The organism is Bradyrhizobium sp. Ken51 (genome assembly GCF_055807435.1).
In genome coordinates this window covers 142913-168283 of sequence record NZ_JBVVPB010000016.1, presented here as the reverse complement: position 1 = coordinate 168283, position 25371 = coordinate 142913, and the positions used below count along the sequence as shown (strand labels likewise).

Here is a 25371-nt window from a genome sequence, read left to right as displayed (position 1 = left end):
TCCAGGCGTTGCCTTTGCCATGCCGGTTGCGACACCACCGGAGAGGAGACCGGACATGAGCCTGCTCTTTACGTATCTGTCGGTCGCTGCGACCTTCGTCGCGCTCGACATGATCTGGCTCAAGACCATGGTTGAGAGGCTTTACCGGCCGGTGCTGGGCGACATGTTGCGCTCGGAGCCCGACCTCGCAGCCGCGGCAGTATTTTATCTGGCGTATCCCGTCGGCCTGATCTGGTTCGCGGTGCTGCCGTCTCAGCAGGATGGCGGCGCTCTGCGCGCCTTCACGTCCGGCGTGATGCTGGGCTGCTTCACTTATGCGACCTACGATCTGACCAACCAGGCAACGCTGAGGAATTGGTCGACGGGGCTCACTGTTGCGGACGTGTGCTGGGGATCCTTCCTCGCCGGTGTCAGCGCCTGGACCGGATTTCTCGTCGCTCAACGAATGGCGCATTGATCATGGATGGGACGCACAACGGAGCGCTGCGGCAAGATGGCGATCGTAAGGCCGGCAGGTGGTACCGATGCGCCGCTTTCCTGTTTCTGGTCCCTGCTGCGGGGATTCTGATCGGGGTTCTGAACCGTCCGGGAGCGTGGTACTCGGCGCTCAACAAGCCATCTTTCAATCCGCCGGATGCGGTCTTCGCGCCGGTCTGGACGGCTCTGTTCCTGATGATCGCCGTGGCGGGCTTCCGCACCTTCGAGGCGGAGCCGCGCGGAACGACGATGAGATTATGGGGCCTGCAGATGATCCTGAATTTTGCATGGTCTCCCATCTTCTTTTCGCTTCATCGCATGGACGTGGCGCTCGGCGTCATTGTTGCGCTGTTCGCCGCGATCCTTGCCTTTGTCTGGCGTCAATGGGCGAACGATCGGTTGGCAGCGACGCTTTTCATTCCCTACGCCGGCTGGGTGGGTTTTGCGACCTTGCTGAACATCTCGTTGCTCCGTCTCAATTAAGATCAGTCGCAGAGCTGATTTCATGGCGTCGAATGGGAGAGCGTCGCGCCGAATTCAGAGATCTGTCGCTCCATCGCACTCGTCAAAGGCGTCTCGGGTCACCGCGATCTTGTCGGAGAGCGACGTGAATGCGATCTGGACACTCCGCCTGGCATCGTCGTCAAGCACGAGGTGCGCAAGATCGACCAGACGATCGCCGAAGCGCTCCATGACAGCGAGCAAATGATCGAGACCTTCCGCGGACTGGTCCGCTGCCAGATGCTCGACCTCTCTCACCATCTGCTCGAGTCTCGCAACGGAGGACACCAGCGGGTCCTGGTGTCCTCGGTTGGGAAATTCGATGATCTCTGCGGGCACCCGCGGGTTCCTCGCCCGCGTCAGGCTGCAGCGGATGCGGCGAGGCAGTCCTTGCGTACCGCCAGAAGGGTTCGGTGCAGCCAGGTCTTGATGGTGCCGACCGGCACACCGAAGCGCCGCGACAAGCTCGCGCGGCTCTCACCCTCGAGATAGGCCAGCGCCACCAGCCTGCGGCGGTCTTCCGGCAAACGAGCCAGCACGCTGCGTGCGATCGGTTCGGCGCGGGCGTAGTCGAAATCGTCCATCGCCGGCTGATCAGCACTTGTCGGAATCAGAAGCGCCTCGTCCAGCTCGTGAGTCGGCAGTCTTCTGACCCGCAGATGGTCGATGGCGGTATTCCGGGCGATGGCTGACATCCAGGTCATCGCCGAAGCGCGGCCGCTGTCGAACCGACAAGCGTTGCGCCAGATCTTCAGATAGGTTTCCTGAAGAATGTCCTCGATGTCGTGGGGCGGAGTTCCGACGGCGAGCGCAGTCCTGCGCAGCCTGCTCCGTGTCAGCATATGCAGCGCTGCGAAGGCCCGGGTGTCGCCCGCCGAAACGCATGCCAGCAGTTCGGGCAATGTTTCGCTCTGCGCCTGTCGTGTCAGGCTTAAACCGGCCATGGCCTGTCTCCCCTTGCGTTTCCTTCGAAACGCTCCGGGCTCGCGTTCGGATCACCCGGCGGAAGGAGGAGGCGAACGGATCAAAGCCGCACGAATGGCCCGATCAGCCTGCCGAGCAGGCCGTTCATGCGCAGGTCGCCCGTCATTGCGACAAGGCAAACACATGGGCCCTCGTCGCCCACCACAGGCCGATGATCGACCTCGTCGTCGCCATAGTCGAAATCACCCGGACCAAACCGGCCGCCCTCGTGGCTGAAGCTGCCCTCGAGCACGAGGGTCAGTTCGGTGCCGGTGTGCGTGTGTTCGAGCATGCGGCTCCCCGGAGCGGAGCGAAGCAGAAAGGCCCGCGCCGTCCCCGAACCGGACAACTCGATCGGCCGCATGCTCAGACCCGGAGCGATGCGCCTGCGCTTGCCGATGCGGTAGTTTCGCAGCGCCGCCGGAACATCCTGCTCGTTGCCGCGAGCGACCTCGGCAGTCGGCGCCGCTCGTTTTTCAGGAGCCTCGTGAATGCGTGACATCACCTGCTCGAACGCATCCGATGCGACCGGCACCGGCTCGACATCTTCAAGCGCCAAGCCGCCAAGTTGCTCGATGGCCTGCACGAACCGGCCGCACCGTGCGCAACCGGCAACATGCACCCCCACCACCAATTGATGGGCTTCTTCCAACCTGCCGGCCGCAAAGTCGGCCAGAAGATCTTCCGGTGGATGATGGCTGATCGTCATGCTTCTTCGTCCAATATGTCTCTCAGGCGGTTCATCGCCAGCCTGATCCGCGACTTCACCGTTCCGAGCGGAATGCCGAGCAGGCTCGCGATTTCCGGGTGCGGCCTCTCCTCGATGAACGACAACCTCACCACCATGGATTGCTCCATCGAGAGCTGCTTGACGGCCGCATTGATCCGCGCGGCATCCTGCACCCGGGACATGACGGCATCCGCGGGCTCGGCGGGATCCGGCGTCTCGAGAAGCTCAGAGGTGCCCCGCAGGCGGTCTGCCCGCGTCCTGCTGCGGAACAAATCGATGCGCAAGTTGCGCGCGATGGTGAATATCCATGCCGCGGCCCCGGCCGTCGCAGGATCGAACTGGCCTGCCTTCCGCCAGACGGCGATCATGGTATTTTGAGCAATCTCCTCCGCCTCGTCCGAACTGCACCCGGCCTTCAGCATCAGTCCCTTGATGCGCGGCGCGAAATGCTCGAATAGGCGCTTGAAGGCCTCCCGGTCCCGGGTCGAGGCGACGCGTCCGATCAGATCAGCCCAATCCACCTTTGTGTTCGGCCCTTTGCTCGTGCCAGTCGACAGCCGCGCTTCAAGCCTCCGGGGAAAACCAGCCTTCGCCCGGATTGGCGCATCTAAAGCTCGGATAGCAGCGATCATAGCGCCTCGACAAGCGACCTGTGGGTCTGGGAACGAACGGAGACAGGTCCTGGATCACCGTGGAATGATCATTGCGACAGGTTCCGGGGCCGTCCGCACGCAGGTCTGGCCGACCGTGGGCCTTGCAGTCATGGCCAGCAATTCCTTATTGACGCTGGATCGTCTCTGTCGGGAGTAGGGCATGCCCCTCTGGACCTGCGAAACCTGCGGCGCGCAATTCCCGGATGGCAAAAATCCCCCCGCGTCCTGTCCGATCTGCGAGGACGAACGGCAATTCGTCGGCTGGAAGGGGCAGACTTTCCTCACGCGCGAGGCGCTCTCGAAACGTCACCGCATCGTCTGGCGCGACGATCTCGGCCTGACTGGGATCGCACTCGAGCCAAGCTTTGCCATCGGTCAGCGGGCGCTGCTGGTGCCGCTCGCGGACGGCTGCCTGATGTGGGACTGCGTACCGCTGGCGACGCCGGAGGCGATCGCGCATGTGCGGTCACGCGGTGGCCTGAAGGCGATTGCGATCTCGCATCCGCATTACTATGGCGCGCTCGCCGACTGGAGCGAGGCGTTCGGCGGGGTGCCGGTCTATTTGCACGCCGATGATCGCCAATGGGTGACGCGTCCGTATGCGTCCATCGTGCACTGGACCGCCGCAAGCCATCGCATCTCCGACGATTTGCTGCTGTTGCGCACCGGCGGTCATTTCCCCGGCGCCACCATACTGCACTATGCGCGCGGTGCGGACAGCAGGGGTGCGCTGCTCGCCGGCGATATCGCGCAGGTGACGATGGATCGCCGCTTCGTCAGTTTCATGTACTCCTATCCGAACTACATGCCGCTCAATGCCGCCGCGGTGCGACGGATTGCGGCGGCCGTCGAGCCGCTGGCGTTCGACCGCATCTACGGTGCCTGGTGGGGTCGCGACATCGCAGCAGGCGCCAAGGCCGCATTCGCGGCCTCTGTCGCGCGCTATCTGGCCGCCATCGCCTGAGCCGGCTTGCGACCGGATTTATCTTGCTGATTCACAATAAATGGACTATAAGTACAGTTATTAAGCGTGACGCAATGATGCGTCTGCGGGACCGGCATGATCGATGCATCGCTGTTTCCGCGGCGCGCTTGTCGCGTGAGCGGGAGTTCGGTCCATGACGGCAGGGCGCGACTACGAGATCTTCGAGGCCGGCGACGTCACGCTCCGGTCCGGGGCCGTCGTCCCTTCGCTCAAGCTCGCCTACAAGACCTACGGCACGCTCAGTCCGGACAAGGACAACGTCATTCTCTACCCGACCTCGTTCAGCGCGCAGCACACCGACACCGAGTGGCTGATCGGCCCCGACGGCGTGCTCGACCCCACACGCTACTTCATCGTGATCCCGAACCTGTTCGGTAACGGCCTGTCGTCCTCGCCGTCGAATAGCGCCGCGCCATTCCCGATCCCGACCTATCACGATGCCATTGCGGTCCAGCATCGGTTGCTTGCCGAGCAGTTCGGCATCTCGAAGCTTGCCCTGGTCTATGGCTGGTCGATGGGCGGCATGCAGGCCTATCACTGGGCGGCGCTGCATCCCGATATGGTCGAGCGGGCGGCCGTCGTCTGCGGCAGTGCCCGTTGCGCGCCCTATAATTACGTCTTCCTGGAAAGCGTGAAGGCCGCGCTGACGGCAGATCCGGCCTTCCGCGACGGCCGCTTCGTCGAGAAGCCCGTCGCAGGCTATCGCGCCATGGGGCGCGTCTACGCGGGTTGGGCGATGTCGCACGGCTTCTATCGCGACGAGATCTGGCGCGAAGCAGGCTTCACCTCGCTGGACGACTATCTCGTCCGCACCTGGGACGCGGCGTTTGCCCGGCGCGATGCCAACGATCTCCTGGCGCAGATCGGCATCTGGCAGAATGGCGATATCAGTCGCTGCACGACCTTCGACGGCGATTTCGATCGCGCGCTCGGTGCGATCAAGGGGCACATGCTGCTGATGCCGGGCGCGACCGATCGCTATTTCGACGTTCGCGACAACGAGGACGAACTCGGCCGGCTGGTCAACGCGCGTTCTGCGGTGCTGCATCCGATCCCGTCGCTGCATGGCCATCGCGCCGGCAACCCCGTCAACAATCCGCGCGATCGGGCTTTCATCAAGGCCGAGATCGCAGAGCTTCTCGGCAAGTAGGGCAGACATCCGATCATGAGCGACGCAACGATTTCAGAGTCCAGCCATCGCTTGAAGCCGCTGACGCCGGCGATGCTGCGCGAATTGTCGGTGCGCTCCAATCTCAGGGGTGCCGCGCAAAGCCTCAGCCATTACGGCCTGGTTGTACTGGTCGGCGCGCTGATCTGTAGGGTCTCTTCGACCTGGGGTGTCTTTTGGGCGTTGCCGCTGATGGCGGTGCAGGGCTATCTCGTCGCCTTCCTGTTCATGGCCGTGCACGAGACCGCGCACAAGACCGCGTTCAAAAGCCGCGGCCTCAATCTCGTGGTTGGCTATCTCTCGGGTTTCGTCATCGGATTGCCTTACGAATATTACTGCCTGTTTCACTGGGACCATCATCGCTACACCCAGGATCCGGACAAGGACCCCGAGCTGGTCGTCGGCGTCAAACCGAAATCCGACACCCAGCTCGCGCTCGCCTATAGCGGCGTGCTGCAGGTCGCCGGCCGTCTCTGGCTGATGCTCGGCCATGCCATCAGTGGTAAGGTCACCGTGCCCTGGATCCCGGAAAACAAGCGTGCGGTCATCGTGACCGAGGCGCGCGTCTATGCCGGATTCTATGTCGCGCTGCTCGTGCTGTCGTTGTGGTTCTCGTCGGCGCTGCTGCTCTGGGTCTGGATCGTGCCACTGATCATTGGGCAGTTCTTCTTGCGGCCCTATCTCTATGCGGAGCACACCGGCTGCGAGCGCACCCGCAGCGCGTTCCAGAACACTCGCACCACCTACACCGGCGCAATCGTCAAATGGATCGCGTGGAACATGCCCTACCATGTCGAGCACCACGCTTATCCCTCGATCCCGTTCCACGCGCTGCCGAAGCTGAACGGGATCGTCGACGGCGAAATCGTCCATCGTGGCCGCGGCTACATCAGGACGACGCGTGAGACCTGGGCCTGGTTTCGGCGGCATAGACAGGCCGGCTAGTGGAAAAAATTTGACGCGCAAAGGCCCCGATCGCGGTGCGATCGGGGCTTTGTCGTGAATGCGAGATATCAGTAGATCCCGTACGCGCAGACGTTCACGACGCGGACGCGCAGGCCGTGGCGGGTCTGGACGACGCGCTCCTGATAGCAATTGTTGACGCCGCTGTTGACATAGACGCCGCCAAAGCCCCAGCCGTGACCCCAGTGATGGTGGAAGCCGTGGGCCGACGCGGCGGTCGGGGCGAGAGCGGCAACGCCGAGCGAACCGGCGGCGATCAGACCAAGTGCAAGCTTACGAAACATCTTCATTCTCCAGTGTGGCGCAGGGGCCGTTGTTGTGTCCCTGCATCTCGGTCGAGCCGAAACGCGGATGCGTTCACGCGGCGCGGGGAGAATCGTGTTTCAGGAGTGTTTCGTCGCTCGCGGCGGATTGCGCCGCCGTCCTGTTTTCCGCGCCGCGTGATAGCGCACGGCCATCGCCTCCGTCAGCTCGGCCATCTTCTCGCGCAGATCGGCCGGCTCCAGCACTTCGGCCTCTGGCCCGAGCCGCAACAATTCGGCCGCGGCATGCCATGACGTCTTGCCGGTCGGCACTCTGGCAATGCGCCAGCCGTCTGCATCTGCGGTCTCTTCGAACTGCGTCCGCGCCCTGACGTAAGGCTGGCTCAGTGCATCGAGCAGTTTCACGCCGAAGGGCGACAGCCGAACGATCGCGACATTGGGATGCATCTCCGCCTCGAGACGCAGCGTTGCGTCCCGCCAATAGCCGGCGAGATCGAAGCCGGCGGGCCGCTCACAGCGATCGTCGAGCGCGGTGCAGTCGAGCACGCGCGCGACGCGATAGGTCCGCACGCTGCCGTCGACCAGACCTGCGAGATACCAGCTGCCACCTTTCAGCACGAGACCGAGCGGCGCGACGCGGCGCTGCCTCTCGGCGCGCCAGCTCTGGTAGCGGATCTTGATCAATGTCCCGCGCAGGGTCGCGCCGGCGATGGTGCGCAGGTGCCTTGGTTGTTCCGCCTCGCCGAACCAGCCCGGCGCGTCGAGGTGAAAACGCTCCTGCATCCGTCCGGCGTCTTCGCGCAAATTGGCGGGCAGCGCGGCCATCAGCTTGTTCTGTGCGGCGATCATCGCCGCATCCAGCCCGAACGCCGCCGCCGGGCCCGGCAATCCCGCCAGAAACAGCGCTTCCGCCTCGCTCTGCGACAGACCGTTCAGCCGCACGCGATAACCGTCGAGCAGGCGATAGCCGCCCTCCGCGCCGCGGTCGGCATAGACAGGCACGCCCGACGCCGCGAGCGCGTCGATGTCGCGGTAGATCGTGCGCACCGAGACTTCGCAGGCCTCCGCGAGTTCAGGCGCGGTGACCTGCCCCTTGGCCTGGAGGGTGGTGAGGATCGACAGCATCCGGCTCGCGCGCATGATCCTTTAAACCATACCTGACACAGGATGTCAGGTATGATCCGCTACAACGCCATCGCCAGCCGGCCAGATGGAGACCTGCCATGACCGATCCGAACCGCATCACGCTGTATTATTCGCCGCAAAGCCGCGCCACCGGCACGCGGGTGCTGCTGGAGGAGCTGGGGGCGCCCTATGATCTTCACGTCCTCAACATGAAGGCCGGCGAGCAGCGCCAGCCGGCCTACCTCGCCATCAACCCGCTCGGCAAGGTGCCGGCGATCCACCACCGCGGGCAGCTCGTGACCGAGCAGGTCGCGATCACCATCTATCTCGCCGATTTGTTTCCGGAGGCCGGGCTGACGCCCGCGCTGAACGATCCGTTGCGCGGCCCTTATCTGCGCTGGATCGCCTATTACGGTGCTTCGTTCGAACCGGCCCTGATCGACAAGTTCATGCAGCGCGAGCCGGCACCGATTACGCAATCGCCCTATGCCGACTATGACACCATGCTCGGTGCGCTCGAGGCGCAGCTGTCGAAGGGGCCGTATCTGCTCGGCGAGCGCATGACGGCCGCAGATGTGTTGTGGGGCGTCGCGTTCAGCTGGACGATGATGTTCGGTATTGTGCCGAAGAAGGACGTGTTCGTCCGCTATGCCGAACGCATGACGGTGCGGCCCGCATTCCAACGCATCAACGCGGCGGATGATGAGATGGCGGCGCAGCATGCTGCGGCGGCTGGTGGGTAAGGCGCACTAGGACCGACACCGAGGGTGTGGCGCGCTGTTGCGCAATAATGTCCATCTCCCTCAAAACCGCGGCGGCCGCTTTTCCGCGAACGCCTGGATGCCTTCCTTGATTTCGTCGCCGCGCATGCTGTCGCGGTGACGCTGGTCGGCGGCTTGCTCGTCGAGTTCGCCGCGGGCGAATTCATTGATGGCGCGCTTCATGCCGCGCATCGCCTGCGGCGCGTTGCCGGCGAGGATGTTGGCGAGCTTATCGACCTCCTCGTCCAGAAACTCGACCGCCACCATATCGGTGAGATAGCCGATCCGCAGCATCTCCGGCGCGCTGATCTTTTGCGCGGTCAGGAACAGCTTCTTCGCATTGTCGACGCCGAGCCGCGTCACATAGCGTTTGATGCCGCTGCTGTAATAGTGCAGGCCGAGCCGGGCCGCAGGCATGAACATCTCGGCGGTGTCGACGCCGATGCGGAAATCGCAGGCGAGCGCGAGGTCGGTCGAGCCGCCATAGACGCCGCCGTTGAGCCGGCAGATCGTGGGTACGCCGAGATCCTCCAGCCGGTTGACGACCACCTCGAAGGCCGAGCCCGCGCTCTGCTGCTCGCTCGCGCTGACCGCGCGCTCGGCAACGGAGTTGAGGTCATAGCCCGCGGAGAAGGCGCGCCCCGTGCCTGTCAGTACCAGCACGCGGATATCAGGATCGGCCTCGACCCGGTCGAACAGCTTGACCAGCTCGCCGAGATCCTCGGCCTGAAGCCGGTTGAGATGTTTGGGCCGGTTGAGGCGGATGGTGGCGCGTGCGCCAATGAGTTCGAGCACCGGGCCAGTGGCTGCGTCGGCTGAGTCCGACATTCGTGTCTCCATTTACTTGCTTGTCGCCATCATTTGTTTTCGAGCGTGCGCCGCTTCGCCTCGGCATCGATGGTTTCGGCGAGATCGGGATGCCGCGCCATCAGCACGCGAAAGTCGACGAGGTCGAGCACAAGAAGCCGCGACACCTTAGTGGTCGAGACATTGGCGCCGCGCAAATTGTTGCCGAGCAAGGCCATCTCGCCGAAGAACGCGCCATCGCCGAGCCGCACCTTCTTGCCGGGCAGGTCGACCTCGACCTCGCCGGCGGCGATGAAATACATGCAGTCGCCCTGCGCACCCTTGCGGATGATCATGGTGCGCGCCGGCAGCTCCATGGTGCGCAGCATGTGGGTGACGTCGGCGATGGCCGCCGGTCCGAGCGCCGCGAAGAACGGCACCTTGCTGACGGATTCCCAGGTCTTGAGGAAATTGTCGCGCCGGGTCTCCGCGGCAAAGCCGGTCGCCAAAATACCGGTCCAGAGGCCGAACACACCGAGGCCGGAGATCATCACCAGCGCCGCCACCATGCGGCCCAGCGGCGTCACCGGCACGACGTCGCCATAGCCCGTCGTCGTCAGGGTAGCGACGGCCCACCACAGCGCGGCCGGGACGCTGCCAAACGTCTGCGGCTGCACGTCCCGTTCCAGGAAATATTCGGCGACCGAGGCCAGGAAGACCACCATCAGGAAGATCACGAGCACGCTGAGCAGCGGCCCCGATTCCAGCACCAGCACCCGGCGGAGCTGCCGCAGGCCGGGAATCCCCGGCACCACCTTCAGGACCCAGAGCACACTGAGCAGCCACGCCGTCCTCGGCTCGATCCCCAGAATCAGCGCGGCCGGCACGGCCAACGCTCCGACCGCGTCGACCAGCCCGGCGGAGGACGACATGTAGAGTGCAAGGCGCCCCTGTCGCGCCATATGGCGCAGCCGGACCACCCATTCGAACACGAAGTAGACGAGGCAGGTCCAAAGCAGGGCATCGACCCAGCGATGCGCCGTCTCATAGGCCGGATTGACCGTCAGGAGCATCATGCCGAGCACGCCGACGCCGACTGCCACATAGGCCGCCCTGGTCATGTTGCGGCCGGCCGTGGCGGCCGCGAACTGGGCCAGAGCGGAGATCAGCGGCTTGGACATGCGGGACGGCGGCTCGGTTTTGTCTTTGCGGTCCCCGGCTGGAACCTCGGTGCCAAAGTGCCTGCCCGGGCCGAGGCCGTCAACGACAGGCGCGGCCACGGGCCACGCGCCGCTACTTGAAATGCGGCGGTTCGTCGTAGCCGCGACGGCTGCTGAAGAACAGCAGCACCATCAAGCCGATGCCGACAAGAACGGAAAATCCGGCTCCCAGCGCCAGCGCCACATAGCCTTCCGTCGGGATCGGCTCGCCGTCGACCGCCATCGCGGAATAGGCGAAATAGCCTACCGCCGCCAGCATGCCCAGCAGGAAGATGATGAGGAGTGCACGCATCGCGCGGTCTCCGGTTGTACCCGGGAGCAAACGGTTGTGGACGAGCACGGTTCCCGGACTAAAGCCCGGTCGCCCGCGGACGTGCCGGCAAGGCGTCGCCGCAGACCCTCAAACCGACAGGTCAGGCACTCTGAGCTGTCTTCACCACCACGACATTGCTCTCGTCGTGCTGGGGAGGGGCCACATCGTGAGCGGCCTTCCCGCTCTCGCCCGCATGGCGCTTGAGGTAGTCGCGGCGCATGCCGATCTCGTCGCGGACGAATTCGTAGCCGAGCTTGAATGTGTCGAGCCCGTCGCTACTGATCGTGCCGTCTCGCAAGCCGATGACGGCGCCACGCAAGATGCCTTCCAGCTCGTCCTGGAGACATTCGAGCTGGTCCAGCGAATGAGCGTGTTCGATCCGCTCGCCGACGTCGAGGATCGCGGTGGCGAGCTCGCTGGCCTTCTCCGGCGCGATCCGGGTGATCTTGGCGTAGATCGCGGCGAAGATCGAGCCGATGACGCTGAGCGCGGCAGCGCCCAGATACATCAGGTCGCTGTACTTATCCATGAACGACTTGGTGTCGTCGTTGATGTAGTCGGCCGCCCCTTGATGCGCGATCACGAAGGCGTCCTTCTCGACGGACGCGGGCTCGATTCTGCTGGCAAAGCCGCCGTCGAGCCCGAGCGCGGACTTGTTCTCGTAGACGATGCGCGCGAGATCCCCGGCCGCCGTCGGCGACATCCTGGATTGGACGACCAGCAACCATTCGAGCCCGATCGTGTCGAGATCGTCGTCGGGAATTTCCGGTGATGCGGACAGCATGCCCGCCGTCAGTGTCTCGCTGGAAATGCCGGGGATCTTGCGCGCCAGCACTTTCGCCTCGTCGATCGCGTTCAGTGTGAAGCCGCCGCGCCTGGCGACCTGCTCATACGCCTTGTCCCGCACCGCCCGCGAGGCGTGGACGATGGCGACGACCGCGCCAAAGCCGCTTGCCGGCGCGAACAGCTTGTCGAGCGTTGCGCCCTGCGGCGCCATCTGGATCTTCGCCGCGTCCGCACCGTCGGGAATGTCGAGGATGCCGCGGACGAAGGCGAGCGAGGATTCGTTGTCGGCGAGGACGGCGACCTTCTTCTTCTTCAGCTCGGCGAGCGACTTGATCTTCTTGTTTCCGGGCCCGAGCAGCAGCACGAGATCGTGCTCGAGGATCGCGAGCGTGCGTGCCCGCAACGGCACCTTGGCGTCGGTGCGAAGCACCGCGAGGTCGGCCTGTTTGCGATCGAACTGGGCGATCGCCTTGGCGTTGTCGGCGTTGTTGACGATCTTGATCCGAAAGCGCGAGGCGTTGTTCTTCAGGACCGCGGCGAGCTTGGCTGCGAACAGCGCCTCGTCGCTGTTGGGGGCGCCGACGGCAAAGGTCAGCGTCTCCGAATTGTGCACCAGCATGCGGCCGCCCCAGACGGTGGCAAGCGACAACAGCAGGGTCAGCACGACGTAGAGGAAGACCTGCTGCTGGTTGGTCTTGATCACCTTGGGTCGCCGGGGCGGTGGCTCGATCGGCGATGAGGTAGGGCCCTCAGTACTCATGGCAGCACTCTGGCCTTATGATTCCGGTGGCGGGCGGCATCGCGGATGTGATCGCTGCGGTCGCCCTGTAATTCGTAAACGTCTGAAAAAAGAAAGATATTCTCTACCGGCAATGATAGCGCGCAGGCTGCGGAAAGCAAATTCCGAGCCGAAGGTAACCTTACTCAGCTCGGCCGTGGCGATTGGTCATCCTATCACCGGTTAGCCACAGTTGGCGATTTTCCGGTTCCCCCCGGCTGCATTCCGTCGCGGGAGATGTCATAAATCGCACGTCCCGGCGATTTGACCGGTCCAGGAAGAGATTGCGCTGAACGCTCCAATTCTTCTTGTCACGTCAATGAGGGCGCCTTGTCGTTTCCACCCCTGTCATCGGCGGTTCCGGTCGAAGCCCTCATTGGTTGGATGTTGCTGCTCACGTTCAAGCACATCATCGCCGATTTCGTGCTCCAGACTGCCTGGATGGCGCACGGCAAGGACCAGAAGCACGGCTGGGCCCTGCCGCTCCTGGTGCACTGCCTGGTTCACCTTGCGGTTGCGCTTCCGCTGATCCTGATCGTGGCGCCGAAATTCTGGTTTGTGGCGTTGATCGACTTCGTGATCCACATCACGATCGACCGCGCCAAGGGCCTGGTCTCGGCCAATTTCGGTGTCGATCTTGCGCATCCCTGGTTCTGGACCCTGATCGGTGTCGACCAGGCCCTGCACCATCTGACCGGCTTCGGCCTCTCCATCTTCATGGCGGCGAACTGAAGGACGGCGGTCTCGGCGTAGGTAGTCGTCCATCGGCGTCCACAAGAGGTCGTCATGCCCGGGCTTGTCCCGCCTGCGCGGCCGAAGCCGCTTCGGCGAGGCGAAGGCCCGGGCATCCACGTTCTTTGCGCCTCTCGGCTTCCGTGGATGGCCGGGACAAGCCCGGCCATGACGCTGTGGAGGCATTTCCGGCCATTGATTCGCTGCCAGGGCGCAAGGACCCCGGGTGACTACCGGGCCGCGTGGTTAACCTTTCGTTAGAGAATTGCACTGCATCTTCCCACAAGAGGGAGAACTGCAATGTTTTCAAGCCGCGATACCTTTGAAGGCGATTCGTGCCCGGTCCGCGACGAACTCCTTGGCGAGATGTACCGCGCCAGCGAGAGTGGCCTGCCGAGGCTGGTTGAAAGTGTTTCCCCTGACGCGCGCGCCAGGCTGGCGCTGTTCTGCTATCGCCGCAGCCATCTGCACTCGCTGGCGGTCGCGATCGCTGGCAGCTGCAACGAGCGCGACCTGATCGAGAACGGCGGCCGTGTCGGTTCGACGCTCTACGCGCTTGCGCGCGAAGGCGCGGCGAAATCCTCGCCGTCGCTGTCCGGTGGCCGCAAGCCGATCACGCTGTCGACCAAGCCGCTCTCGGTGCTCGCGCCGCTGGACGACGAGATCGACGACGAGATCAGCGAAGCCGTCCCCGCCTAAACGCTCGCGATAATTGGCAGTCCGAATTTCCGCCGCGCCATGGCGCATTCGGCATCGCCCGGCATGCATGTGCGGCACACCTCCGGCCGCACTGCGTAGATGCCGCACGCGGTCGCTTGTCCGATCTCTCCCTGCAACGCCGAACAGCGATCGCCTTCACAGCGCATGCCGGATTGACGGTCGTTGACGAGCGCTTCGGGAATGCCGGCAAGCTCCTCGTCGCTCTCGATCGAGAAGCGCGGCCAGTTCGCCGAATAGCCGCAGCAGGCGCCGCAACTCTGGCAGCAGCTCGACAGGTCGATGGGGGCGTTCTCGTCCATCGTCACGTGTCCTTCAGGTATCCTTGGGCGGGCCCCAGACCAGGCTCTGCCGCCATTTCGCGCGCAGCACGTCGCGCCTTTCAGGATATCTCTCGTCGGGATAGCTCGCATCCACCACGCGGTCGGTGCGGAAGCTGCGGAAGTCGCCGCGCAGCTCGCACCAGGCCGCGAGCAGGCGCACGGCTTCGAGATAGCCGATCGAAATCGGCCAGATCATGCGCTCGCTGGCGCGGCCCTGTTCGTCGCGATAGCGCAGCATGATCTTCTTGCCTTCGTGGATCTGGGTGCGCGTGCGGGCCATGTCCAGGCGGTCCGGCTCCCTGTTCCAGCTCGGCCGGGCCCGGCTTGCCGGCTCCAGCACGAAGGGGCGCAGGCGCTCGGGGACAGTGTCGGCGATCTTGGCCATCAAGTCTTCAGCCGCGCGCGCCAGCGCGGGATCGGCATGGCCGGCGACCCATTGCGCGCCCAGCACCGCCGCCTCGATCTCGTCGGGTGTCAGCATCAAAGGCGGCAGGTCAAAACCCTTTTCCAGGATGTAGCCCATGCCGGCTTCACCGCGGATCGGCACGCGCTGGCCGATCAGCGTGGCGATGTCGCGATAGATCGTGCGCTTCGAGGTCTCGAGCTCGGCCGCGATGGCGTCCGCCGTCAGCGGCTTACGCGTGCGCCTCAGCACCTGGATGATTTGAAACAGCCGGTCGGCGCGTCTCATGACGGGTCTCTTGTCGGTGGTTTTTTCACAAGGCGGCGCGCGGCTGCTGACAGGATGTTGGCAGCAGGGGAGTTCTATACCGGGTCAACACGTCGACTGAAGAGGATTTGTCCATGATCATTCCAACTCATTTCGGCCCGGCCGCGGCGCTGTGGCGGACCCAGCCTTTACGGGTCCAGCCTCTGCAAGTCCTGCGTTTGCAAGTCCTGCGTTTGCAAGTCCGAGCTTGGTACGCATGGGTGTGCGGCCGCCTCGTATCGCTTGATCTCATGGTCGTCGACCTCCGCCTTGCGCTCGCGACCGCGGTGGCCCGCTTCCTGGTCGAGGCCGCGGACGCGTTGGTCCATCATGTCATGGCCCGCGCCTGGCGGGGGGCCCGTTTCGCAGAAGATATCACGGCTGCTGCCACCATGGTGGCAGCAGCCCGCGGTTAAGTTCCCTCAACTCTTTCGGTCGTTTTCAGGAGAGCCTTCATGATCACGCTTTACGGCTTTGGCACCGGCTTCGGCCTGCCGGAAATCAGCCCCTTCGTCACCAAGACCGAGGTGCAGCTCAAGATGGCGGGATTGCCCTACCGTAAGGAGCGGGCGATGCCGCCCGCCTCTCCCAAGGGACAGCTGCCTTTCATCGACGATGGCGGTGAGGCGGTGGCCGATTCCACCTTCATCCGCGCCCATATCGAGCGCCGCTATGGCTTCGATTTCGACGCCGGCCTGTCGCTTGCCGAGCGCGCACAAGCTTGGGCATTCGAGCGTATGATCGAGCATCACGTTTATTTTGCGCTGGTCGGGGCGCGCTGGGTCGACCCGGTCAACTTCGCCAAGGGGCCTGCGCATTTCTTCGACGGCGCGCCGGAGCACAATCGCGAGAAGTTGCGCGAGGACGCGCAATTCCGTGTCGCCGAGAACTACCTGCTCTCCGGACTCGGACGGCACGCGCCCGATGACGACGTCGATCTCGCCGTGCGCTCGCTGTTTGCGCTCTCGGTGCAACTCGGCGACAAGTCCTATCTGATGGGCAACAAGCCCTGCGGCGTCGATGCCACCGCCTTCGGTGCACTCGCCGGCATCCTGACGCCGTTCTTCGAATCCGCACTGCGCCGTCGCGCCGAGGGATTTCCGAACCTCACCGCCTATGTCGACCGGATGATGGACAATTACTATCCGGAGTTCGCCTGGACCCCGCTGCGACAGGCGGCGTAGGAACGCGGCGTATTCTCTTCGTCATGCCCGGGCTCGTCCCGGGCATCCACGTTCTTCGCGCCGTATGGCAAGGCGTGGATGGCCGGGACGAGCCCGGCCATGACGATAATATGGCAATGCCATTCTAGGAGCCAAAAGAAAGAGCCGGCCCATCGGGCCGGCTCTCGTCGTCTCAATCCTGCCGCTGCGTCTATTTCACCAGCATGTACTTGCCGTTCTTCACCGTGAGCAAAATCCGCGAGCGCTCGTCGAGGCCGTAGCGGTCCTTTTCGGTGAAATTGTAGACGCCCTGGCTCGCCGCAAGCTCCTTCTCCGACAGCAGCGCCTGGCGGATCGCTTCGCGGAATTCCGGCGTGCCGGGCTTCGCCGTCTTGAGTGCCGTCGGGATAATGCGTTTGAGAATCTCGAACGCATCGTAAGAGTGACCGGCGAACTGGCTGCGGCTGTTCGGGCCGTACTTGGCTTCATAGGCCGAGTTGAGCGCGAGGCCCGGCTTCTTGGTGGCGGCTTCGTCCGGCTGATCCTCGGGATCCATGACGGGACCAGAGGCCATCAGCACGCCTTCCGCCGCTTTGCCGGCGATGCGGATGAAGTCCATGCTGGCGGCGCCGTGGGTCTGGTAGATCAGGCCCTGATAGCCGCGCTCGCGCAGCTCGGTCTGCGGCAGCGCGGCCGCGGTACCGGAAGCGCCGACCAGAATGGCGTCGGGATTCGCAGCCACGAGCTTCAGCACCTGTCCGGTCACCGACGTGTCGGGACGAGCGAAGCGCTCCTCGTCGGCGATGGTCATGCCCATCGGCACGCCCTGCGCCTTCAAATCGTTGAACCAGAGGTCGCCATAGGAGTCGGAATAGCCGATATAGCCGACCGTCTTCACGCCCTTGGCCTTCATGTGGTCGTACAGCACCTTGCCCACGATCGGGATCGGCTGCGGCATCGCCACCGACCACTTCATGCGCTCCGGCGTGATCGGGAACGGCGCCAGGCCGAAATGCGGAATGCCGGCTTCGTTGGCGACGTTGGACACCGCGATGGTCGGCGGCGTCAGCGCCGAGCCCATGATGATATCGGCCTTGGATTCGGTCACGAAGCGGCGGGCGTTGGTGGTCGCGGTGGTGGGATCGCCGCCGTCGTCGAGCACGATCACCTTCAGCGGCACGCCGCCGATCTCCTTCGGCACGAACTCCAGCGCATTGCGCTCGGGAATCCCCAGCGCTGCGCCCGGGCCGGTCGTGGTGGTGGTGATGCCGATGGTGACCTCGGCGGTCTGGGCCAGCGCGGGCACGGCCGGCAGCGCAAGCGCGGCCGCGGTGACGGCGGCGGTCAGGTAAAAGCGTTTCATCTATTCCTCCCTTTATGTGTTTCTTTGAAAGCAGAAATCGGGGGGTAATTCAGCCCCCTCTTTTGGTGATGTGGCGATTTAGCTCCGGGCATCGCTCCCCGTGAATTTGGCTACCATTTCCGCAGGAAACGGTGCCGATTTCAGTTTGTCGGGGTTAACGGGGTCGCGGCCGACCAGGACGCGGGTCTCGAAACCCTCGAGCGCCAGCGCCTCGCCCTTGTAGACGCTGTGCTTCACCTCGAAACTCGAGCGCTTGATGCTCTCGACCTTGGTTTCGATGGTGATCCAGTCGCCATAAGTCGAGGGGATGTAGAACTTGGCGCGGGTGTCGACCATGGGAATGCCCACCAAGCCGTATTTGCGGACCAGGTCCTGCTTGGAGAACCCGGCGACTTCGAACAGGGTCGACGTCGAATCGTCGAACATCGCGAAATAGCGCGGGTAATAGACGATGTTGGCGGGGTCACAGTCACCCCACTGGATCTGGACGTCGCGCCGGTTCACGAACATAGGCCGCGTCCTATTTCGGCGCCATGCGCAGCGAGCCGTCGAGGCGCACCACTTCGCCGTTCAGGTACGAATTCTCGACCATGTGCAGGGCGAGCGCCGCGAACTCGTCGGCGTGGCCGAGCCGGCGCGGGAACGGGATCGCGGCGGCGAGCGAGTCCTGGGCTTCCTGCGGCAGGTTGGCGAGCAGCGGCGTGAGGAACAGGCCGGGCGCGATCGTCAGCACGCGGACGCCGAACTGCGCCAGCTCGCGCGCGATCGGCAGCGTCATGCCAACGATGCCGCCCTTTGAGGCCGAATAGGCCGATTGCCCGATCTGGCCGTCATAAGCGGCAACGGAAGCCGTGTTGATGATGACGCCGCGCTCGCCGGTCGCCTGCGGCTCGAGCTTGGACATCTCGTTTGCGGCAAGGCGCAGCATGTTGAAGGTCCCGATCAGATTGACCTTGATCACCTTGTCGAAATCGGCGAGCGCCATCGGGCCGTCGCGGCCGACGACGCGCTTGGCTACGCCGATGCCGGCGCAATTGACCAGCACGCGCGCGGGTCCATGGGCCTTGGTCGCCTGCGCGATCGCAGCTTCCGCCGAAGCGGCATCGGAGACGTCGCAAGCCACCGCGACGCCCTTGATCTCGGCGGCAACAGTCTCGGCGAGCTTGGCATTGAGATCGAACACCGCGACCTTGGCGCCTTGCGCCGCCAGCTTTCGCGCAGTCGCCGCACCAAGTCCCGACGCGCCGCCGGTGACGATGACAGCCTGATCCTTCAACAACATGGCGTTCTCCCTGGTGCGATATTTCTTACCCGACCGATATCACACGGTCCGATGGATTGGCAGCGTAGAGCTCCTCGATCAGCAGGCTGCGATGCTCGAGCACCGCGCGCTGGTTGATCGAGCCCTTGTCGGTTACCTCGCCCTTGTCGATCGAGAGCGGCGTGTCCATGAGGATCGCGCGCGTGATCCGCGTCGAGGATCCCGTGGCCGCGCCGAGAAAGCGGGTCAGCCGTTCGCGAAATGCCTCGCGCACCAGCCGGTCGCGGGTCGCGACGACGAGGTCGTCGGTCGGCAGCGTCGGGTTGATCAGCCGGCAGCCGTCGAGATCGAGCACGACGAGCGCGGAGACCTCGTCACGGTTGATGCCGGCGATGACGACGTCGCGCACCAGCGGTGCGCAGGCCGCAACGAAGCGCGCGCGCAACGGGCCGACGCTGACCCAGGTGCCGCTGCCGAGCTTGAAATCCTCACCGATGCGGCCGTCGAAATCGAAGCCGGCGTTGAGATCGTCGGGATCGACAGGCTTGAGCGCATCGCCCAGCTTGTAGAAGCCTTCTTCGTCGAACGATTGTGCGGTGATGTCGGGCTGGCGCCAGTAGCCGGGCATCACGTTCGGCCCCTTGCAACGAACTTCCATTTTGCCGTTGTTCGGCACCAGCTTGGCATCGTTGCCGGATACGGGAAGCCCGACATGGCCGGAGCGGCTGGTGCGCGGGTTGACCGACATGAAGAACGGCGCGGTCTCGGTTGCGCCAAGGCCTGTCAGCATCGGCACGCGGTAGCCTTTTTCCTTCACCGCGAGCTCGTCGAGGCTGTTCCAGACGAACGGCGACAGAGCCGCGCCCGAGAAGAACATCGCGTGCAGCCGGTCGAAGAATTTCGCGCGCAGGCCCTGGTCGTCGCGCAGATAAGGCAGCAGCGACTCGTAGCCCTTGGGCACGTTGAAATAAACTGTCGGCGATATCTCCTGGAGATTGCGCACCGTTTCCTCGATGCCTCCAGGCACCGGCTTGCCGGCATCGAGATACATCGAGCCGCCATTGTAGAGCGTCAGCCCGATATTGTGGTTGCCGCCAAAAGTGTGATTCCAGGGCAGCCAGTCGATAATGACGGGCGGCTCGTCCTTGAGGAAGGCGAGCGTCTCGCGCAGCATCACCTGGTTGGCGCAGATCATGCGCTGGGTATTGATGACCGCCTTCGGGTTGCCGGTCGAGCCCGAGGTCAGCAGGAATTTCGCGACGGTATCGGGGCCGATCTTGCCGTGGACCTCGTCCAGATCGCCGCGGATCGGCGTCGCCATGAGGTCGGCGAGCAAGGTGACGTCGCGGCCCGGCACGCGCCCGTAGGATGCGGCGATCTCGGTGCCGAGCGAGACGTTGGCGGCGAGCGCATCGGCGAATTTGTCGGCATCTTCGGCGAAGACGAGGCCGGGCGTCAGCAGCTTCATCAGATAGGAGAGCTTGCCGTAATCCTTCGATACCAGCGAATAAGCCGGCGACACCGGGCAGAACGGAATGCCGGCATAGAACGCTCCGAACGCCAGCAATGCGTGGTCGATCGAATTGCCGGAGAGGATGACGACCGGCCGCTCCGCCGACAATCCGCGCGCAATGAGCCCTGAGGCGATGTGCCGGCTCGCGGCGAGCAGCTCGGCGTAGCTGATCTTGCGCCAGAAGCGGCCACCTTCGCGCTCGGCCATGAAGACGCGATCCGGCGTCGCGCTCGCCCAGTGATGCAGGCGGTCGGTGATGCGGGTCGGATAATCGCCGAGCGGCTGTTTGGGCCGCAGATAAATCGTGCCGTCGTCGCGCCGCTCGATGTTGACGACGGGATCGCCGAACGAAATGGGCCGCAGCGGGGAAGTGCTCGCGCCGCGCTCCATGCTGGAAGAGGACGACGGCTGCGCGCTCATGATTTCGGCTTTACCTTTGCGGTCTTGTGCTCGAGGAACTCGCGGATCCTGCGTTTTGCTTCCTTGTCGCTCTGCGCCACCGTCGCCATCAGCGATTCCATCAACAGGCCGGTCTGCGGATTGGCCTCCGCGATCATCGGCAGGGCTTGGAGCACGGCGAAATTCGTCAGCGGCGCGTTGGAGGCGACCTTGGTCGCAAGCTCCATCGCCTTGCCGAGTCCGTTGCCGGCTTCCGTGACATATTGCGCAAAGCCGTAGGAGGTGCCTTCGGTCGCGGAATAGACGCGGCCGGTCAGCATCATGTCCATCATCCTGGCGACACCGATCAGCCGCGGCAGGCGCACCGAACCGCCGCCACCGACGAAGATGCCGCGCTGCCCCTCCGGCAGCGCGAAATAGGTCGAGGGTTCTGCGACGCGGATATGTGCCGCACAGGCGAGCTCCAGCCCGCCGCCGATCACGGCGCCCCTCAGCGCCGCGATCACGGGCACCCGGCTGTACTGGATGCGGTCGAACACCCGGTGCCACATCTGCGAATGCAGCAGGCCGCCGGTGGCATCATGGTCGGTCAGTTCGGAGAGGTCGAGACCGCTGGAAAAATGGTCGCCGATGCCATGGATGACGACCGCGCCGATATCCTCGGGCAGTGACGCAAAACACTCGCCGATTTCCAGGATGATGCCGTCGTTGAGTGCATTGCGCTTGGCCGGCCGATTCAGACCGACGGTCAAAACCCGGTCCGCCCGCTCGATCCTCAAAAGCCCGGAGGCGCCCGCGTCAGCGGTCTCGGCGTTTCCCTGTGTCATTTGCGTCCTTGTCAGAATAGTTATGTTGTATAACGAATTCAGGGGGAGTCAAGGAGGGAAGGGCAGTTCAGGGTCGGTAGAGCCTTGCTCCAAGATACTATGTCGTCCCGGCGAAGGCCGGGACCCATAATCCACCGGGAGAAGTTTGGCGACGACAGTCGTTAAGTGCTCAGACCATCCGCAATCGATGGATTCCGCGGTATGGGTCCCGGCCTTCGCCGGGACGACGAGCGGAGTATGTGGCGCCGACTTGACCCTAAGGCCTGTGTTCTCACATCACCTGATGCACGTCGATCACGACGCGATCCGCATGCCGCGCTGCTGAGCCCACAAAAATGTGCTCCATCAGCCAGCGGTACTTCTCGTGCCCGGTCTCGAACCTCGGCACGGTGCGGAAATAGATTTGCTTCGGGTCGACCGGCTCGCCGCGTTTGAGCTTTTGCAACAGCTCGACCGGGCCGAAGCGCATGCCCTTGTTCTCGACATAGACGATGGCGCCGTCGTCGGTTTCGAACGCGTACTTCGCTTCGAGATCTATCAGCTCGTTCGGGCGGATGGTCTGGAAGTCGGCGCCGAACGGCAGCACCTTGCCGGTGATCGCGCCCGTCACCTCGCCGCCGATGATCGGGATGATGCGGCGAATGCCGATGCCGGTCTCGCCGGCGGTGACGACGTCGCCGATGCGTGCGGTGACGGTCAAGACGTATTTAGTTTCCAGTACGGGTATGGTCATCGCTTGCCTCTCAATGCGCCATCATCCGCGTCGGCAGCCAAGTCGCCAGCAACGGGAAGGCGATCAGGATCACCAGGCGCACGAGGTCTGTCGCCACGAACGGAATCACGCCCTTGAAAATTGTGGAGAAGGAGACGTCCTTCACCACGCTCTTGATGACAAAGACGTTCATGCCGACCGGCGGATGGATCAGTCCGAGCTCGACCGTCATGACGATGATGACGCCGAACCAGATCGGGTCGAAACCGAGATGCATGATCACGGGGAAAATGATCGGCACGGTGAGGATGATCATCGCCATGGCGTCCATCAGGCAGCCGAGCACGAGATACATCACCATGATCAGCGCCAGCACGCCGTAGGGGCCGAGACCGAGGCCGGTGAGGAATTCCGTCACCTTCTGCGGGGTCTGCGTCACCGTGAGGAAATAGCCGAAGATCAGGGCGCCGATCAGCACGGTGAACACGGCGGCCGCGGTGCGCGTCGCCTGGAGCAGCGAGGCAAGTATCTTCTCGCGGTCGAGGCGGCCGGTCGCCACGCCGATGATGAAGGCGCCGGCAGCGCCGACGCCGCCGGCTTCCGTCGGCGTGAAGCGCGGCAGATAGGGCAGGCCGTAGAGGCCGCCGATCACGAACACGAACAGCAGCACCGGCGCCCAGATGTCCTTCAGGCCGGCGAAGCGCTCGCGCCACGGCGTCACCTTGCCCTTGGGCAGGAAGTCGGGCCGGAAATAGCCGATCAGGAAGATCGTGATCATGTACATGGTCATCGCCAGGATGCCCGGGATGATGCCGGCGATGAACAGCTTGCCGATGTCCTGCTCGGTGATGATGCCGTAGACGGCGAGCACCGTGGAAGGCGGCAGCATCGCGCCCAGCGTGCCGCCGGCCGCGATCACGCCGGTGGCAAACGATTGCGGATAGCCGAAGCGGCGCATCTCGGGATAAGCGACTGCGGAGAAGGTCGCTGCGGTCGCGACCGAGGAGCCGCAGATCGCGGCAAAGCCGCCGCAGGCACCGACGGTGGCGATGCCGAGTCCGCCGCGCAAATGGCCCACAAAGCCGTTGGCGGCGCGGAACAGCTCGCGGCTCATGCCGGAATTGCTGACGAAGGAGCCCATCAGCAAAAACATCGGAATGACGCCGAAGGTGTAGTCGGTCACCGTGCGCATCGAGGTCTGGCCGACCAGCTTCAGCGCCGGCGTGGCGCCGACGAGATAGGAGAAGCCGGAGACGCCGACGAGGCCCATGGCCATGCCGACGGGCACGCGCAGCAGCATCAGGGCGAACAGGGAAACAAAGCCGATAACGGCGACGGCATCGGTGCTCATGATTACTCCGTCGCCTTCAGCTTGGGGTCGTGCATCTCTTCGGGATGGAAGATCAACCGGTAGGTGCGGATCGCGATCAGCAGCACGGCGGAGACGTCGCCGATCCATGCGATCGCGAAGAAAGGCCAGGTCGGCATGTGCATGTCGAAGGTCTGGACGTTGTCGTTGTAAGTGCCGCGGACCTTGTCGAACAGCGTCCAGGTCTGGACGGTCACGACGAACAGCAGCACCAGAGTCGCGAACACGTCGATCCAGCGCTGGTAGCGCGGCCCGACATTGCCCCAGACCAGGTCGACCGTGATGTGGGTGCCACGATAGGAGGTTGCGGCGATACCCCAGAAGATAAGGATGCCGAGCAGCATGCGGCCGATGTCGAAGCTATCCGGAATCGCATAGTTCAGCGTGTTGCGCAGCAGCACCGACAGGAAGATGTCGAGCGCGACGATGCCGACGAAAGCCGCGGCAATCCATTCGATCGAATCGATAATGCGATCCATCCAGGCGCGCTTCATGGGAGCTTCCTAAGAGATGCCATCCTCGGGCGGGAGAGGGAGAGTACGCGCAATGCGTTCCTCGCGTCTCGACCCGCTTGCAGAACAACGGCGGCGAGATGCATCCCGCCGCCGCATGTGTTTCGACGAAGAGCTACTCCGCCAGCGCGTTGTACTTCTTCAGCGAGGCCTTCAGCTCGCTAAGCGCCGCGTCCGGATCCGCGCCGGTCTTCTTCGCGCCGTCACTCCAGGTCTTCACCAGCGGCTCGGCGGCCTTCTTCCAGGCGGCGGTCTGCTCAGGCGTCAGCTTGTAGACCTCGTGGCTGGTCTCCGCCTTGACCTTGTCGATGCCGGCATCCTCGAACTTGCCCCAGTGCTCGCCGACGACGCCTGCCATCTCGACCGTGCAATTCTTGTCGATCGCGGCCTTCTGCTTGTCGGACATCGCATTGTACTTGTCCTTGTTCATCACGAACACGAACGTCGTGGTGTAGAGCGGCGCCTCCATGTCGTACTTGGTCACCTTGTCGATGCCGAACAGCACCAGCGATCCCCAGGGGAAGGTGACGCCGTCGGCGACGCCGCGCTCGATGATGTCGCGCACTTCGGGCGCGGAGGACTGCACATTGGTGCCGCCGAGCGAGGTGACGAAATTCGCCATGGTGGCGTGAGCGGGGCGGATCTTCAGGCCCTTCACGTCCTCCGGCATCACGATCTTCTTGGTCTTGGAATGGAAGGAGGAGGGCGAGTGGACGAAGGCGAGGCAGTATTTGACGTCCTTCATCTCCTTCTCGGCGTATTTGCGATACCAGGCGTCCAGCCCCATCGAGCCGCCCTTGGCATCCGAGATCAGGAACGGCAGCTCGCCGGCGCCGATGATCGGGAAGCGGCCGGGCTGGTAGCCGGGATTGACATAGGTGACGTCGGCGATGCCGTCGCGCGCCATGTCGTAATGATCGAACGCCTTGCCCATCTGCTGGGCCGGAAACACCTTGCCCTTGATGGTGCCGCCGGAATCCTTCTCGACCGCGGCGGCCCAGTCCTCGAGCGATTTCTGCAGCGGATGCGAGGCCGGCACCCAGTGGGAGATCTTCAAATCGAAGGTCTTGTCCTGCGCGAACGCAGGGCTCACGCTTGCTGCCAGCAGCAACGCCAGACAGGCTTTCCTCATCACGCGTCTCTCCCTCTTTTGACGGCGGGCTTCGATGGCCCGGTCTCGTTAATTAACATGTTATCTAATTGGCCGGCGCGTTCAAGCCGGAACTGGCGCGACGTGCCGCCGCGCACTCCCTTTTGCCCAACCGTTATATGATATAATTATCGTGCGCGGACGGCTGC

31 protein-coding genes are annotated in these 25371 nt (G+C 63.9%); 10 read left to right on the top strand and 21 right to left on the bottom strand.

Translation table 11 applies throughout. The features are described 5' to 3' along the window. Nucleotides 1-55 precede the first annotated feature (55 nt). Together AC0L27_RS25680 and AC0L27_RS25675 are read left to right on the top strand one after the other, a co-directional pair. Nucleotides 56-457, top strand: a complete 402-nt coding sequence (locus AC0L27_RS25680; RefSeq protein WP_275172357.1) for a DUF2177 family protein — start codon at nt 56-58, stop codon at nt 455-457. Next, nucleotides 385-960: a TspO/MBR family protein gene (locus tag AC0L27_RS25675; protein WP_473320635.1), complete on the top strand. Its 576-nt coding sequence runs from the start codon at nt 385-387 to the stop codon at nt 958-960. The genes AC0L27_RS25680 and AC0L27_RS25675 overlap by 73 nt, the downstream gene beginning before the upstream one ends. A gap of 54 nt (nt 961-1014) precedes the next feature. Here AC0L27_RS25675 and AC0L27_RS25670 read toward each other — a convergent pair whose 3' ends face one another. The 4 genes from AC0L27_RS25670 to AC0L27_RS25655 all read right to left on the bottom strand — a co-directional run bounded on the left by AC0L27_RS25670 (nt 1015) and on the right by AC0L27_RS25655 (nt 3192). Further along, complete coding sequence (locus AC0L27_RS25670) at nt 1015-1317, bottom strand: hypothetical protein (RefSeq protein ID WP_354209542.1); 303 nt, start codon at nt 1315-1317, stop codon at nt 1015-1017. 20 nt (nt 1318-1337) lie between these two features. Next, on the bottom strand, nt 1338-1922 hold the full coding sequence (locus tag AC0L27_RS25665) for an RNA polymerase sigma factor (RefSeq protein WP_354209541.1): 585 nt from the start codon (nt 1920-1922) through the stop codon (nt 1338-1340). A gap of 80 nt (nt 1923-2002) precedes the next feature. Then, on the bottom strand, nt 2003-2650 hold the full coding sequence (locus AC0L27_RS25660; RefSeq protein WP_354209540.1) for a ChrR family anti-sigma-E factor: 648 nt from the start codon (nt 2648-2650) through the stop codon (nt 2003-2005). Beyond that, on the bottom strand, nt 2647-3192 hold the full coding sequence (locus AC0L27_RS25655; RefSeq protein WP_354209539.1) for a sigma-70 family RNA polymerase sigma factor: 546 nt from the start codon (nt 3190-3192) through the stop codon (nt 2647-2649). Before AC0L27_RS25655 ends, AC0L27_RS25660 begins: the two co-directional genes overlap by 4 nt. 292 nt (nt 3193-3484) lie before the next feature. On the opposite strand from AC0L27_RS25655, the gene AC0L27_RS25650 reads away from it, so the two are divergent. The 3 genes from AC0L27_RS25650 to AC0L27_RS25640 all read left to right on the top strand — a co-directional run bounded on the left by AC0L27_RS25650 (nt 3485) and on the right by AC0L27_RS25640 (nt 6422). After that, complete coding sequence (locus AC0L27_RS25650) at nt 3485-4288, top strand: MBL fold metallo-hydrolase (protein WP_354209538.1); 804 nt, start codon at nt 3485-3487, stop codon at nt 4286-4288. A 154-nt stretch (nt 4289-4442) separates the two neighbouring features. Continuing rightward, entirely contained in the window at nt 4443-5459 is a 1017-nt protein-coding gene (locus tag AC0L27_RS25645; protein WP_354209537.1) for an alpha/beta fold hydrolase, read from the top strand. A 15-nt stretch (nt 5460-5474) separates the two neighbouring features. Then, entirely contained in the window at nt 5475-6422 is a 948-nt protein-coding gene (locus tag AC0L27_RS25640; RefSeq protein ID WP_354209536.1) for a fatty acid desaturase, read from the top strand. Between the two features lie 68 nt (nt 6423-6490). Here the strand turns inward: AC0L27_RS25640 and AC0L27_RS25635 are convergent, their stop codons facing one another. Both AC0L27_RS25635 and AC0L27_RS25630 read right to left on the bottom strand, forming a co-directional pair. Beyond that, nucleotides 6491-6724, bottom strand: a complete 234-nt coding sequence (locus AC0L27_RS25635) for a hypothetical protein (protein WP_018459448.1) — start codon at nt 6722-6724, stop codon at nt 6491-6493. Between the two features lie 99 nt (nt 6725-6823). Further along, nucleotides 6824-7843, bottom strand: a complete 1020-nt coding sequence (locus AC0L27_RS25630; protein ID WP_354209535.1) for a helix-turn-helix transcriptional regulator — start codon at nt 7841-7843, stop codon at nt 6824-6826. An 83-nt stretch (nt 7844-7926) separates the two neighbouring features. Here AC0L27_RS25630 and AC0L27_RS25625 point away from each other — a divergent pair, with 83 nt between their 5' ends. Further along, nucleotides 7927-8571 carry a glutathione S-transferase family protein gene (locus AC0L27_RS25625; RefSeq protein WP_354209534.1) on the top strand — a complete coding sequence of 215 codons (645 nt, stop codon included), beginning with the start codon at nt 7927-7929 and terminating at the stop codon, nt 8569-8571. 60 nt (nt 8572-8631) lie between these two features. On the opposite strand, the gene AC0L27_RS25620 is transcribed toward AC0L27_RS25625, so the two are convergent. From AC0L27_RS25620 to AC0L27_RS25605, 4 genes are all read right to left on the bottom strand, one after another. Beyond that, nucleotides 8632-9417, bottom strand: coding sequence for an enoyl-CoA hydratase/isomerase family protein (locus tag AC0L27_RS25620; protein ID WP_354209533.1), 786 nt, complete (start codon nt 9415-9417; stop codon nt 8632-8634). A 29-nt stretch (nt 9418-9446) separates the two neighbouring features. Next, nucleotides 9447-10556 (bottom strand): cyclic nucleotide-gated ion channel, encoded by a 1110-nt coding sequence (locus AC0L27_RS25615; RefSeq protein WP_354209532.1) that lies wholly within the window; start codon nt 10554-10556, stop codon nt 9447-9449. 112 nt (nt 10557-10668) lie between these two features. Beyond that, a complete protein-coding gene (locus tag AC0L27_RS25610) occupies nt 10669-10887 on the bottom strand; it encodes a hypothetical protein (RefSeq protein ID WP_354062908.1) in 219 nt (72 codons plus the stop codon). A gap of 121 nt (nt 10888-11008) precedes the next feature. Continuing rightward, nucleotides 11009-12454, bottom strand: a complete 1446-nt coding sequence (locus AC0L27_RS25605; protein ID WP_275172344.1) for a type 2 periplasmic-binding domain-containing protein — start codon at nt 12452-12454, stop codon at nt 11009-11011. A 402-nt stretch (nt 12455-12856) separates the two neighbouring features. Here AC0L27_RS25605 and AC0L27_RS25600 point away from each other — a divergent pair, with 402 nt between their 5' ends. Further along, on the top strand, nt 12857-13204 hold the full coding sequence (locus tag AC0L27_RS25600; protein ID WP_018458457.1) for a DUF3307 domain-containing protein: 348 nt from the start codon (nt 12857-12859) through the stop codon (nt 13202-13204). Between the two features lie 300 nt (nt 13205-13504). Next, the gene (locus AC0L27_RS25595; RefSeq protein WP_007599645.1) at nt 13505-13903 is read left to right on the top strand and encodes a hypothetical protein; all 399 of its coding nucleotides are present in this window, start codon (nt 13505-13507) and stop codon (nt 13901-13903) included. On the opposite strand, the gene AC0L27_RS25590 is transcribed toward AC0L27_RS25595, so the two are convergent. Further along, entirely contained in the window at nt 13900-14223 is a 324-nt protein-coding gene (locus AC0L27_RS25590; RefSeq protein WP_354256223.1) for a YkgJ family cysteine cluster protein, read from the bottom strand. The two genes, AC0L27_RS25595 and AC0L27_RS25590, sit on opposite strands and share 4 nt — an antisense overlap. A gap of 13 nt (nt 14224-14236) precedes the next feature. Next, nucleotides 14237-14935: a helix-turn-helix transcriptional regulator gene (locus tag AC0L27_RS25585; protein ID WP_007599649.1), complete on the bottom strand. Its 699-nt coding sequence runs from the start codon at nt 14933-14935 to the stop codon at nt 14237-14239. A gap of 113 nt (nt 14936-15048) precedes the next feature. On the opposite strand from AC0L27_RS25585, the gene AC0L27_RS25580 reads away from it, so the two are divergent. Both AC0L27_RS25580 and AC0L27_RS25575 read left to right on the top strand, forming a co-directional pair. Further along, nucleotides 15049-15369, top strand: a complete 321-nt coding sequence (locus AC0L27_RS25580; RefSeq protein ID WP_354209530.1) for a hypothetical protein — start codon at nt 15049-15051, stop codon at nt 15367-15369. Between the two features lie 39 nt (nt 15370-15408). After that, nucleotides 15409-16137, top strand: a complete 729-nt coding sequence (locus AC0L27_RS25575) for a glutathione S-transferase family protein (RefSeq protein WP_354209529.1) — start codon at nt 15409-15411, stop codon at nt 16135-16137. Nucleotides 16138-16327: 190 nt separating this feature from the next. Here the strand turns inward: AC0L27_RS25575 and AC0L27_RS25570 are convergent, their stop codons facing one another. From AC0L27_RS25570 to AC0L27_RS25530, 9 genes are all read right to left on the bottom strand, one after another. After that, complete coding sequence (locus AC0L27_RS25570; RefSeq protein WP_354209528.1) at nt 16328-17479, bottom strand: ABC transporter substrate-binding protein; 1152 nt, start codon at nt 17477-17479, stop codon at nt 16328-16330. Nucleotides 17480-17557: 78 nt separating this feature from the next. Continuing rightward, on the bottom strand, nt 17558-17989 hold the full coding sequence (locus AC0L27_RS25565; protein ID WP_275172339.1) for an acyl-CoA thioesterase: 432 nt from the start codon (nt 17987-17989) through the stop codon (nt 17558-17560). Between the two features lie 10 nt (nt 17990-17999). Next, nucleotides 18000-18761: an SDR family NAD(P)-dependent oxidoreductase gene (locus AC0L27_RS25560; protein WP_354209527.1), complete on the bottom strand. Its 762-nt coding sequence runs from the start codon at nt 18759-18761 to the stop codon at nt 18000-18002. Between the two features lie 25 nt (nt 18762-18786). After that, on the bottom strand, nt 18787-20673 hold the full coding sequence (locus AC0L27_RS25555; protein ID WP_354062916.1) for a feruloyl-CoA synthase: 1887 nt from the start codon (nt 20671-20673) through the stop codon (nt 18787-18789). Further along, a complete protein-coding gene (locus AC0L27_RS25550) occupies nt 20670-21479 on the bottom strand; it encodes a crotonase/enoyl-CoA hydratase family protein (protein ID WP_247283469.1) in 810 nt (269 codons plus the stop codon). Before AC0L27_RS25550 ends, AC0L27_RS25555 begins: the two co-directional genes overlap by 4 nt. Nucleotides 21480-21750: 271 nt before the next feature. Next, complete coding sequence (locus AC0L27_RS25545; RefSeq protein ID WP_354209525.1) at nt 21751-22212, bottom strand: DUF3237 domain-containing protein; 462 nt, start codon at nt 22210-22212, stop codon at nt 21751-21753. Nucleotides 22213-22222: 10 nt separating this feature from the next. After that, nucleotides 22223-23542 (bottom strand): TRAP transporter large permease, encoded by a 1320-nt coding sequence (locus AC0L27_RS25540; RefSeq protein ID WP_275172335.1) that lies wholly within the window; start codon nt 23540-23542, stop codon nt 22223-22225. 2 nt (nt 23543-23544) lie between these two features. Further along, entirely contained in the window at nt 23545-24054 is a 510-nt protein-coding gene (locus AC0L27_RS25535; RefSeq protein WP_195800841.1) for a TRAP transporter small permease, read from the bottom strand. Between the two features lie 133 nt (nt 24055-24187). Beyond that, complete coding sequence (locus tag AC0L27_RS25530; RefSeq protein WP_275172369.1) at nt 24188-25204, bottom strand: TRAP transporter substrate-binding protein; 1017 nt, start codon at nt 25202-25204, stop codon at nt 24188-24190. Between the last annotated feature and the right edge of the window lie 167 nt (nt 25205-25371).